This window comes from Hylemonella sp. P2_B10 (assembly GCF_056404875.1).
On record NZ_JBFUDE010000001.1, the window covers coordinates 1,286,231 to 1,298,123 of the forward strand.

General features: G+C 67.6%; 10 protein-coding genes. 2 read left to right on the top strand and 8 right to left on the bottom strand.

The window, feature by feature from the left end:
- From AC1DX2_RS06120 to pdxR, 4 genes are all read right to left on the bottom strand, one after another.
- The gene (locus tag AC1DX2_RS06120; RefSeq protein WP_477195398.1) at window positions 1–795 is read right to left on the bottom strand and encodes a cytochrome P460 family protein; all 795 of its coding nucleotides are present in this window, start codon (window positions 793–795) and stop codon (window positions 1–3) included.
- 75 nt (window positions 796–870) lie between these two features.
- Window positions 871–3,756 (bottom strand): TonB-dependent receptor, encoded by a 2,886-nt coding sequence (locus tag AC1DX2_RS06125; protein ID WP_477195399.1) that lies wholly within the window; start codon window positions 3,754–3,756, stop codon window positions 871–873.
- Between the two features lie 102 nt (window positions 3,757–3,858).
- Window positions 3,859–4,410, bottom strand: a complete 552-nt coding sequence (locus tag AC1DX2_RS06130; protein WP_477195400.1) for a hypothetical protein — start codon at window positions 4,408–4,410, stop codon at window positions 3,859–3,861.
- A gap of 224 nt (window positions 4,411–4,634) precedes the next feature.
- Entirely contained in the window at window positions 4,635–6,086 is a 1,452-nt protein-coding gene (gene pdxR, locus AC1DX2_RS06135) for a MocR-like pyridoxine biosynthesis transcription factor PdxR (protein WP_477195401.1), read from the bottom strand.
- A 166-nt stretch (window positions 6,087–6,252) separates the two neighbouring features.
- Between pdxR and AC1DX2_RS06140 the strand changes: the two genes are divergently transcribed.
- Window positions 6,253–6,696: an SRPBCC family protein gene (locus AC1DX2_RS06140; protein WP_477195402.1), complete on the top strand. Its 444-nt coding sequence runs from the start codon at window positions 6,253–6,255 to the stop codon at window positions 6,694–6,696.
- A gap of 19 nt (window positions 6,697–6,715) precedes the next feature.
- Window positions 6,716–8,221 (top strand): MBL fold metallo-hydrolase, encoded by a 1,506-nt coding sequence (locus tag AC1DX2_RS06145; protein ID WP_477195403.1) that lies wholly within the window; start codon window positions 6,716–6,718, stop codon window positions 8,219–8,221.
- Between the two features lie 9 nt (window positions 8,222–8,230).
- On the opposite strand, the gene AC1DX2_RS06150 is transcribed toward AC1DX2_RS06145, so the two are convergent.
- From AC1DX2_RS06150 to AC1DX2_RS06165, 4 genes are all read right to left on the bottom strand, one after another.
- Window positions 8,231–9,238 carry a zinc-dependent alcohol dehydrogenase family protein gene (locus AC1DX2_RS06150; protein WP_477195404.1) on the bottom strand — a complete coding sequence of 336 codons (1,008 nt, stop codon included), beginning with the start codon at window positions 9,236–9,238 and terminating at the stop codon, window positions 8,231–8,233.
- Window positions 9,235–9,735, bottom strand: coding sequence for an SRPBCC family protein (locus AC1DX2_RS06155; RefSeq protein ID WP_477195405.1), 501 nt, complete (start codon window positions 9,733–9,735; stop codon window positions 9,235–9,237). The genes AC1DX2_RS06150 and AC1DX2_RS06155 overlap by 4 nt, the downstream gene beginning before the upstream one ends.
- Window positions 9,736–9,892: 157 nt before the next feature.
- Entirely contained in the window at window positions 9,893–10,570 is a 678-nt protein-coding gene (locus AC1DX2_RS06160) for an NHL repeat-containing protein (protein WP_477195406.1), read from the bottom strand.
- Window positions 10,571–10,615: 45 nt separating this feature from the next.
- Entirely contained in the window at window positions 10,616–11,836 is a 1,221-nt protein-coding gene (locus tag AC1DX2_RS06165) for a helix-turn-helix domain-containing protein (RefSeq protein WP_477195407.1), read from the bottom strand.
- Window positions 11,837–11,893: the final 57 nt, after the last annotated feature.

Genomic DNA, 11,893 nt, shown 5'->3' on the forward strand with positions numbered 1-11,893 from the left:
TCAGCGCAGATGGCCCAGGCCGAACAGGTAGCCGTCCTGCGCCTGCCCCTTGTGGCAGGCCAGGCAGCGCGGCTGGGCGGCGCCCAGGCGCGAGTTGCCCTCAGGGGTGAACAGGCCATAGTGCCAGTTGCCATTGCGCAGCAGTTCGGGCACCGCCTCGCCCCAGCCGGCGCGCGACTCCATGCCGTCGTAGACCACCACCTTGCCAAAGCGCATGCGGCCCTTGTCGTCCAGCTGCGGCTTGCCGTCGGCATCCAGCAGCACGGCGTGGCTGGCCTCCATGATCACCGAGCCGTCGGGCAGCGCTTGGCCGGCGCGCGCAGCCTGCAATGCCACGGCGTTGGCATAGCTGATCTTGACCAGCTTCTTCTCGGCGTCGTCCTTGCGGTGGTACTCCGTATAGCCCTGCGGAAAGCCGGCGGGAAACGCCATGCGCGACACGACAGGCGGCACCACCGGTGGGCTGCCAGCCGCTGGCATGGCCGGCTGCGCGCTCCAGTAGGTGGCCAGCGCGCGTATGTCGGTGTCGTTCAACTGCGCGGCAACGTTGCGCATCAGCTCGCTCTTGCGGCTGCCGTCCTTGAAGGCCGTCAACTGTTTGACCAGGTAGGCATGCTTTTGCCCGGCCAGGTTGGGTATGTCGGACGCCGCGCTGGCACCGTCGCGCCCATGGCAGGTCTGGCAGGCCGGCAGCTTGTCAGGCATGCCGTCGGCGGCGTGGGCCGCTGCGACACACGCCCACAGCAGGCAGACGGTGCGCACCAGACGGTGCAGAGTTAGAGGGCTTTGGATCATGGCTTTTTTTGCTTGCTGTGTGCAGCAACCCGCGGGCACAGGCCCGCGGGCTCAGGCTTGTGGCCTACAGCTGCATCAGAACGTGTAATCCATCCCCAGGCGGTAGGCGCGACCGACAGCGCCTATCTGGTGTAGCGACGGGTTGTACGGCGTGGTGCCGGTACCACCATAAGTGCCCAAGTCCACTGGCGGCGCCTTGTCGAACAGGTTGGTGATGGCACCCCGAATCGTCAGGTCTTTGCTCAGCTTGTAAGCCGCCGTCACATTGGTGTAGGTGAAGGACGGGATGGTGCAGTATTGCGAAGGCGGCGTGGTGCCCGCAGACCTGAAGCCCGTGCCCACCGCTCCGCCCTGCTGGTAGATGCCCTGTATGCAGGTGTCGTACCCCAGTGCCGGCTCTGTCACCAGATAGCTGCTGATGTAGTTGGTGTTGGCGCTCAGCATCAGCGGGCCGTTGTTGTAGGTCAATGTCAACTGGGCGCGGTTCTTTGGGCTGCCGGTGTCGCCGCCCACGGACGATGGCCCGTGGGTGCCCGCCAACTGAATGGGCGCCTGGCCGGCAACCGCCAGCTCATAGCTGAACAAGTGCGTCACCTGGAAGTTGACCGCCAGGCTGCTGGCATCGGCGAACTTGAACTTGTAGCGCGTCTCAAGCTCCATGCCGGAGGTCTGCGAGGATTGTGCGTTCAGGTACGGCGCGGCGATGTAAGCGATCGGACCCACCGGGCTCAGACCAGAGCGGCCATCACCGAACACCACGTTTTGCGGCGTGCCGCGCACGATGAAGTCCGTGGGGTTGAAGCCCGGCGTGGCGGAGGCCGAGATGATCTGGTTGTCGATCTTGATGCGGTAATAGTCCAGCGTGGTCGACCAGCCCGTCACCGGTTCGAAGATCGCGCCCAGCGTGAACGACTTGGACTTCTCCGGCTGTATGCCCGGCGTGGTGACTTGCAGGTAGGTCGGCCCGAAGCTGCAGAACGCCGGCACATTTTGCGGCGCGCTGTTGACGGGGCTTCCGCTCGCATTCACCACCGGGCACAGCAGCGGGTCACGTATGTTGTTGAAGCCGAAGGTCAGCCCCGCCACACCGTTCTCCGTGGCGGACGGTGCACGGAAGCCCTCGGAGAACGTGCCACGCAACGCGAACTCCTTGTTCGGCGTGAATTTGAAGCCCACTTTGGGTGTGGTGGAGGTGCCATAGGTGTCGTAATGGTCCACGCGCAGTGCGGCGCTCAGCTCCAGCGACTTTGTCACCGGGGCCGCCACTTCGACGAACGCGTTGGTGTTGCTCTCAATGCCCATCGCATAGGCGCCGTTGATAGACATCTGGCCTTGCTGCACCTCTTTGGGGTTCGGTGCATTCAGGTCCTTGCGGAAATAGCCGATGCCAAAACTCAGGCCCAGCGGCCCGCCAGCCAACTGCATCAACTCCTTGGTGAAGCGTGCATCGGCGAAGCTCAGCGTGTCGGTCACCAGGTTCTTCACCGTCGGCGACACAAAGGCCCGCTGCGCTTCGGTCGCGGTGCCGTTCAGCGGGAAGGGGTTGGTGGGGTTGTTCACTGCGGCGTACAGGTTGGCGAAGTTGATGTAGCCGTTGTAGGTCAGGTAGGTCTCCACCCGGGTGTAGCCGACCGAGCCTTTGAAGTCCCAACCGCCCAGCGTGCCGTCGAGTTCTGCCACCAGGCGGGTTGACTTGGTATCGGCGTTGTTGGTGCGCCCGCCTATGCCGGGCACGAAGCCGCGGATGTTGGCCGGCGTGGCGAACGGATTGCCGGGGTAGCTGGCGGGTACGGTGTACGCGGAGTTGGCACCCACGATGGTGGGGATCTGCCCCGGCCCGATGGCCGTGACACCGATGAATGTGCCGGCTGGAATGGCCAGCGGCGTGGCATTCTGCTGTGCCCGGCTGTCGAAGTGGGACCCGGTGAGGTTCATATCCCAGTCGCTGCCAAGCCGGGCGTTGAAGCGGCCTATCAGGTTCAGGTTTTCGGTCGGCGGCTGCAGGTTGGTGTAGAAATCGGTGAAAGCGCACTGGCTGGCCTTCAGCATGGTGTAGTTGCAATTGCTGGCCAGGAAGGCATACCCAGTGGGATCGACGGCGGAGGCACCTGCCCGCTGCAGATAAGGTATCGGCAGGTTGGGCAGCGTGGTGGGCAGGAAGGCGGCGCCGGGGCGGCGGTCCTGGCCGCCCTCGGCCACCCAATTCAGGCGCGTCCAGTCGCCCGATCGCTGGCTCAACGCGATCGGGTTGGTGCGCTTGTATTCCAGCGAGAGGTAGCCGCTTTGCGGGTCGGCCGTGCTGCCAAAGCCGTGTGCGATGGCGAACGACGAGTTGGCGCCGCCGCCGTGCGAGGTGTTGCCGACGTCCAGGCTGACCACGGTGCCCTTGATGGCCCGCTTCAGGATCACGTTGACCACGCCGGCGATGGCGTCCGAGCCGTACACGGCCGAGGCGCCGTCTTTCAGCACCTCGATGCGCTCCACCGCCGAGAACGGGATGGAAGAGATGTCCACAAACGGGCGCTGGCCGTCGTCGGAGCGCGGGAACGGCGCCATGCGGTGACCGTCGATCAGCACCAGCGTGGCCCCCACGGTCAGGCCGCGCAGCGAGATGCCGCTGGCGCCGGTGGCAAAGGCACCGCTGAAGGACTGGCTCAGCGTGCCCATGCCGTTGGCGGTGAGGTCACGCAGCACCTCGGACACGCTGGTGTAGCCGGACTGCCTCAGGTCTTCGGCCGTCAGCACCTGCACCGGGCTGGCGCCTTCCTTGTCAGTGCGCGGGATGTTGGAGCCGGTCACCGTCACGCGCTGCAGTTCCTGGCTGCCGGTGCTGCTTTGCGCCAGCGCCGGGCCGGCCGTGCTCAATGCCAGTGCGGTGCCGCCAAAGGCGACGGCCAGCATGCGGGACAAGGGGGTGGGTTGCGAGCTCGTCAGCACGGGTATGCGCTTGCTTTTTTTCATGGGGTTTTCCTACTTGTGGTAGTTGATGTTGTGGCTGGGCCTCGCATGCCGCCCGTTGCCGGCTCTTGAACTGGGCCAGTCCATCGCTGTCTGGCCCCCTTTTCAATTCGGGTTGTTGTCGGTGGGTGTTCCGGCGGCGGCACCTGCGCGGCTCAGGATCAGCGCAATCGGCAGGCCCACACACGCCACGTGAATGGCCAGGCCGGTCAGCAGTGCCTGCAGCGGGTACGACGGGGTGAAGAAGATGGCCGACAACGGCAGCACCACGGCGTTCATCACCGCGTACACGCCCACCCCATACAAGGTCCCGCACAGCAACGGCCGTTGCAGCAGCAGTGGCAGGCGCCGGCTGGCCACGGCATAGACCACCACGATGCCCAGCATGATGGCGAAATGCAGCGCCAGGCCCAGCAGGCCGACGTCCCAGCCGGCCCCCTTGGCGCGGGCGCCAATCAACCCGCTGGCCACGGCGCGCAGCACGCCCAGGGCACTGCCGCCTTTCAGGATGGAACTGACGATAGCGGCCAGGATGTCCAGCGTGCCGGCGGTGAGCCAGGCCAGCAGCACGGCCCGGTTGATGCCGGAGCGGCCTGCGGTGCCGGTGAGGGTGATGTCAGCGGTGGTGTATGTGCGGTGTTCGCCCAGTGTGGTCATAAGCTCGGTGGTTGGCAGGCATCAGCGCTCTGCATGAGGTTCGAGGCGCAGTCTACGAACGGCGGTGTGCCTTTGACAGTCCCAATCCAGCAGGTTTTTAAGGGCCCACTCCCTCGACCCGAATGGGCCTGCCCAACCGCAGCAATGACTTGAATGAATGGGCCTGGAAAAGCATGAAAAAAGGGCCCAACGGGCCCTTTGAAAATGTCTGAACGGGTCAGGGCCTATCTGATGCCAACGCGCTGCACCCGCTCCCACTCCCCCAGGCACTTGTCCAACACCTTCATCGCAGCCTCGATCTCCACCACCGACAGCGCGGCGTAGCCGACCAACAGGCCGGGCATCTTGGGCTTGCGGTGGTACAGCGGGGCAATGGGGTGCAGGCCCAGCCCGCGCGCGCTGGCCAGGTCAACCAGCTGCGTGCACTGCTCATAGCTCATGTGCGGCAGCCAGGCCACCAGGTGCATGCCGGCGCTGGAGTCCTGCACCTGGAAATGCCCCCGGCCCACGCGCGCCAGGCCGTCGATCAGCGCCTTGCGGCGCTTGCGCCCGATCTGCACCACACGGCGCAGGTGGCGCTCGAAGCCGCCGCCCCCGATGTAGCGCGCCATGGCCGCCTGCTCGATGGCGCCACAGCCCCGGTCCATCAGCCGCTTGGCGACGATGAAGTCCTGCCGCAGCGCCGCCGGCACCACCATGTAACCCAGACGCAGCGAGGGAAACAGCACCTTGGAGAAGGTGCCGGCGTAGATCACCTTGTCGGCCAGGTCCAGTGCGCTCAGGGCTGGCAGCGGGCGGGCGTCGTAGCGGAATTCGCTGTCGTAGTCGTCCTCGAAGATCCAGCAGCGCCGCTGGTCGGCGTAGTTCAGCAGCGCGATGCGCCGCGGCATGGACATCAGGCTGCCCCCCGGAAACTGGTGCGAAGGCGTGACGAAGATCAGCTTGGGCGAGAGCCTGTCCATGGCGCCGACGACCAGCCCCTGCTCGTCGGTGCTCACCGGCACCACGCGCGCACCACAGGCATCGAACACGCCGTGGGCGGCGAAATAGGACGGGTCCTCCGTCACCACGGTGTCGCCCACATCCAGCAGCACCTGTGCCGTCAGCGCCATGGCCTGCTGGGTGCCGTGAACAATGAGCACATCGTCGGGCGTGCAGTGCACGCCGCGGCGGCGCATCAGGTAGTCGCACACCTTCTCACGCAGTGGCAGCAGGCCCTGGGCACTGGGGTAGTTGATGGAGGTGTGGCGCGCCGCGCGCACCAGCTCGCGCTGCCAGGCATCGATGGCCGAGGCGTCGTGCATGGGCTCGCCATACTGCAGGTTGAAGCGCAGCCCCCGGTGCAGGGCGCCTACGCCGAAAACCTTCAGCGTGCGCAGGCGCCGGGCGTATTGCGACTGCGGCCCCACCATGCCAGCCGGCTTCTTGCGGTTGGGCATCACCGCTGACTGGGTGACGAAGCTGCCGGCGCCGGTGCGGCCCTGGAAAAAACCTTCCGAATACAGCTGGTCATACGCCTGGCGCACGGTATTGCGCGACAAGCCCAGCTCCAGCGCCAATGTGCGCGTGGAAGGCAGGCGCGCGCCGCTCTTGAGCCGGCCGTCGAGCACGGCGGCCTCCAATGCCCGGGTGAGCTGGCGGTACAGGGCACCCTTGCCATCAAGTTGAAGAAACATGCTGCAAGTTTCTCCGGCAAATTGACCAAGTGGGCCCATGGGCCCACTCCAAATTGGGCCTGGTAGGACCCACTGCAATTCCTATTATGCGGAGGAAGGCACTCTGTTCAGAGTTTCGATTATCATGCAGGTGTTTACCTGCCTTATTTGCATCTAAAGGACAGCCATGACAACCCACGACATACAAGAAATCACTCAGGACTTCACAACCTGCTTCACCGTCAATCAGACACCGCTGCAGGTGTTTGCCGCCATCAACAACGTACGCGACTGGTGGGCTGGCGACATTGCGGGCAAGACCCACCACGTGGGCGATGAGTTCACCTACCACTTCCAGAACTTCCACTATTCCAGGCAGCGTGTCGTGGAGTCCGTGCCGGGCCAGCGGGTGGTGTGGCTGGTGGTGGAAGGCAGCATCAACTTCGTGGACGACAAGGCCGAGTGGGACGGCACCCGCGTCATCTTCGACATCAGCGACAGAGGAGGCCAGACGGAGTTGCGCTTCACCCACGAAGGGCTGGTGCCACCCAAGGCCTGCTACGACGACTGTTCAGGCGCCTGGGGCTCTATCATCAACAACAGCTTGAAGGACTGCATCACCAAGGCGTGATGAGCCCACGGAGACACCCTTGAACCATCTCAGACGTCTGGGCCTGGCCCTGGTGCTGCTGGCAGGCGCGGCGGCGCAAGGTGCCGAACCCTCTTCCGCCCGGGTGCTGCTGCAACAGGCGCTGGACGCGCAAGGCGGCGAGCCCTTGTTGCGCACTGTGCAGAGCATCGCCTGGCGCGCGTCAGGCTACCGCAATGCGCTGGAGCAGTCGGAACGGCCCGAAGGGCCCTACATCACCGAGTTCAGCGAACTGGCCGAGGAACATGACCTGGCCCGCCAGCGCAGCTGGCGCCAGGTGGACACACGCATCGCGCCGCTGCCCCCTGGCAGCAGTACTGTGGTGATGGCCGACCAGGTGGGCATGGCGCTGCGCAACGGGGCCGCGTCCGCCGCCAGCGCCGCCCAGGTGCAGCAGGAGACCGAGCGCCTGGCACTGAGCCCCGAGCGCCTTCTGCTCAGCGCCCTGGCCGCGCCCGACCTGCGGCGCGAAGCGGACACCGTGCTGCACGGCGTGCCGCACCAGGTGCTGGGCTTCCACCTGGACGGCGCGCCGGTGCGCATCCTGCTCAACGCCCACACCCACCTGCCCAGCGCGGTGGACTACGCCGGCCCCCTGGCGCGCGCCGGCTACGCGGCCTTGCTGGGGGACGCCGTGCAGCGCACCCTCTACAGCTTCTGGCAGCTGGACACCAGTGGTCTGCGCTTTCCCATGCAGTGGAACCTGCAGCTCAATGGCCTGGACGACCGGGTGTGGATGCTGCGCGAACTGCGCATCAACCAGCCCCCGGATGAGCAGCGCCTGGCCATACCGGCCACGGTGCGTGACCAATTCGCCAAGGCTGCTGGCGCGGCCGCTGGCTCCGTTGACATGCCGCTGGGCCAACCAACGCCCGAGCTGGTGCCAGGGGTGACGCTGATCGAAGGCGCATGGAACGTCAGCATCGTGCTGCAGGACGAGGGCGTGCTGATCATCGAGGCGCCCATCTCTTCCGCCTATTCGGCCAAGGTCATCGCCGAGGCGCGACGCCGCTACCCGGGCAAGCCCATTGTGGGCATGGTCACCACGTCGGATTCCTGGCCGCACCTGGCCGGCGTGCGGGAATATGTGGCCCAAGGCATACCGGTGTACGCGCTGGACTTGAACGAACCAGCGCTGCGCCGCCTGCTGGCTGCCCCCCACACCAGCCGGCCCGACCAGCTGCAACGCGAACCGCGCGCGCCGCGCCTGCACCTGCTGCGCGACCGGCTGGCCGTGGGCAGCGGCCCCAACCGGGTGCTGCTGTACCCGCTGCGTGGCATGACCAGCGAGCGCCAGCTGATGGTGTACTTTCCGCAGCACAGGCTGCTGTATGGCAGCGACCCGTTTCAGAAGTCGCGCGACGGCAGCTACTTCACGGCGCAAACCGTCAGCGAGCTGGTGCAGGCCGTGGCCCGCGAGCAACTGGCGGTGGACCGCTTCTACATGATGCACCTGGGCGTGTCGCCCTGGGCCGAACTGCTCACGGTACGCGGCAAGGCCTGGTGAGCCCGCGCTTCACAGCGCCAGGCAGACCTTGCCAAACTGCGCCTGTGATTCGTAATGGCGGAACGCCGCCGCGATGTCTTCCAGCTCAAAGCAGCTGTCCACCACCGGTTGCAGGCGGTTGGTGCTGATGGCGCGCACCATGTCCTGCTGGTCTGCGCGGCTGCCGATGGAGATGCCGCTGACGCGGATCTGGTTCGAAAACAGCGCCGGGATGGACACCTCCGCCGCAAAGCCGGTCAGCACCCCCACCAGCGCAATGTGCCCGCCCACCCTGCAGGCGGTGATGGACTGGGCCAGCGTACCCGGGCCGCCCACCTCCACCACATGGTCCACGCCCCAACCGTCGGTCAGGTCCTTGGCGCGGCGACCCCAATCGGGCACGGCGCGGTAGTTGATCAGCTCGTCCGCCCCCAGGCGCTGGAGCTTCTCAAGCTTGTCATCCGACGAGGATGTGGCGATGACGCGGGCGCCCGCCGCCTTGGCGAACTGCAACGCGAACAGCGACACGCTGCCGCTGCCCTGCACCAGCACGGTTTCCCCAGGCTTGACCCGGCCGCTGACCATCAGCGCGCGCCACGCAGTGACGCCGGTGCAGGTCAGCGAGGCTGCCTGGGCCATCGAGCAGCCGGCCGGCGCGTGGGTGAAGGCATGGGCCGGCATGCAGACACAATCACGGGCATAGCCGTCGAAGCTGTCGCCCGGCACATCGCGCCGGGTGGCCGGTGTCATGTCGCCGCCCAGCCACCACGGGTAGAAGGTGCTGACCACGGCGTCCCCCGGCTTGAACTCGGTCACGCCCTCGCCGGCAGCGAACACATCACCGGCGGCATCCGTCAGCGGCACGCGGCCGTCGGTGGACGGCACCTTGCCGTGCACCACGAACAGGTCGCGGTAGTTCAGCGCACAGGCGCGCACGCGCACCAGCAGCTCGCCCGGGCCGGGCAGCGGCGGGTCCGCTTCATGCACCAGATCCAGGCGGTCCAGCCCCGCAGGGGCGCGCAGCCGGATGACCCTCATGCAGCGGCCTGGGCCTGCGCCGTCAGTGCCTTTTCACTGGCGGTGATGGCAGTGTTCAAATTCGGGTTGCCCTGGCCGCTGGCGATCAGGTCGTGCAGGCTGCGCACGTAGGTGGTCCAGCCGTCAAAGCAGGCCTGGTAGCACTCGTACTCGGGCACCAGCCCGATCTGGGTGAAGGTGAGCTCGGTCTGGCCGTCCTTGCTGACGATATCAAACACAATGTCGTTGCCCTTCCACTCCGTCTTGTCCTTGGTGAAGCTGAAGTGGTTGTCCAGCACATGCCACACCATCTTTTTGCCGGGTACGATCTCCCGCACCACCAGGTCACAGCGGTGCAGGCCCAGGATGTTGTGGGTGAAGGTGTCGCCCACCTTGTCGGCGCTGCCGGTGATGCCGGCAGACCACCAGGCGCGCACGTTGGCGATGGCGCTGGTGACGGCCTCGGGCGATTGCGCCACGGTGAAGCCGGTGGTGAAGTTGCGGTTGTCGTTGCTCATGGTGTGGTCCTGTTTCAGGGTTGCGGTTGAAAAATCCCCACTCGTCTGCAGGCGAGTGCGGGCAGCCCGCCGGTGTCGGCGAGATGTTTGGCGGTGATTCGTTGGGGTGCCGGCGCTGGCCAGCGCCGGGCGGTGCCGGGCGGCTAGCGGGGCAGTGTCATGCCACGGCCCCTGGTGCGCGGCGCACTGCCCGCACCTTGCCGCTGGGCCCGCCGCCGCAGTAGAACAGCTCGGCGCCGTCGGACTCCAGCCCGCTGACGCCGGTACCGGCCGGCATCTCCAGCCGCTGCAGCACGGCGCCGGTCTTGGCGTCGATGTGGCGGATGTCGCTGACGTCGCCCTCCCAGGTGCCGTGCCACAGCTCGCCGTCCACCCAGGTCACGCCGGTCACAAAGCGCTCGGACGCGATGGTGCGCAGGATGGCGCCTGTGGCCGGGTCGATCTGGTAGATCTTGCGCGCCCGGTGCTCGCCCACCCACAGGCAGCCCTCGGCCCAGGCCATGCCGGAGTCGCGCCCCTGGCCGGGTGCGGGGATGGACGCCAGCAACGTGCCGGTCATGGGGTCGATCTTGTCGATGCGGGCTTCGGCAATCTGGTACAGGTAGCGGCCGTCGAAGGCAGTGCCGGCATGGGCCGCACAGGCGAGCGTGCGCGTGAGCTCCCCACTGTCGGGGTCGAAGGCGACCAGCTTGTCCCCCAAGGCGGCCCACACGCGCTCACCATCGTGCGTGATGCCGTGCACCTGCTCGGCAAACGGACCGTACTCGCGCACGATCTCGGCCGGGCGCGCCGGCGCCGGAGCTGGCGGGTTGTTGGCTTGGCTGTTGCGGCTCATCGTGCGTTCCTGTTGCGGCGCCGGTGATGGCGCGGTGAAGGCACTTTATTCGATTGGCAGCGCAGCGGGGAGTAACAAGATCGTCGTGAATCCGGCCAGCGGCGGCGCCAGCCAGCGGCGCGCACGCGCCTGGCCGATGGCCCGCACGCGGCCAGTCGCCTCCAGCTCGGCCAGCGCGCGCTGCACGGTGCGCTGGCTGGCGTCCAGCGCCAGCGCCAACGCCGACGTGGACCACGCCGCGCCGTCGCTCAGCAGCGCCACCAGCGAAGCCTGCTCGCCATCAATGGGGGGCGCCAGCAGCACCACCGCACGCCCGTCCAGCGGCCGCAGCGCGAAGCCGCGCGCCGTGGCCTCGATGCCCGCCTGCGCCTTGACCAGTGCGCGCAGCCGCCCGATTTCCACCCGCAGGCGGGCGCGGTGCGTCTCGTCCGGGCGGCGGATGCGAAAGGCGTGGGCAATCAGCGCCTCGCGCGCCACATCACCGGGCCAGGCTTCGGCCAGCGCGCGCGCCAATGCAAACAGGATGGGCCGGCGCGCCAGCGACCGCCAGGCACTGCCGGTGGCCAGGCCCCGGCGACAGGCATCGACCACCAACGCGTCCGACGCCAGCAGTGCCGCCACCTCGTCCAGCCGCAGTGGCTGCTCGCCGCTGGCGGACAGGCGCCGCGCGGCGGGGCGCTCCAGCGCGGTGCGGGCCTGGGCCACTTCGACCAGCAGCGCCGGGATGCGCGCGCGTTCGGCCGCCGCCTGCGCGCTGGCCAGCAGCCTGCGGGCCAAGCCCACGCGCAGCGAGCGCAACGCCAACTCGGCCGCCGTCAACCCGGCCACTGCGGCCAGCGGTGGCGCCAGCCGCATGCCGTCCAGCGGCGCCAGCGCCGCAGCGGCCTCGTCCAGCCGGCCCAGCAGCAGCAGGCGGCGCGCCGCAATCAGCCGCGCCTGCAGCGCATTGGCGTGGTCGCCATGCGCCTGCAGCGTGGCCAGGGCGGCAGCCAGCGGACGCGGCGAGCCGGCGATGTCGCGCACCGCCAGTGCCACCTCGGCCTCGGCCACCACGCAGCGCGCACGGGACAGCACCTCGTGGGCGCCAAAGGCGCGTGCGGCCCGCTTGAGCAGCTCGCGCGCCCGCGCATGCTCGCCCAGCTGGGCCATGGCAATGCCGCGCAGGGCCAGGGCCGGTGGGTCATCGCGCAGGGCCACGCGCTTGAGCGCACCCAGCGCGTCGCCTGCGGCCAAGGCGCGCGCGGAGGCGGCAATCAGGGAATCCATGAGCGCAGGTTACCTCAGCCGACCCGGGGCCATCCGGGCACGGCCGGTCTCAGCCCG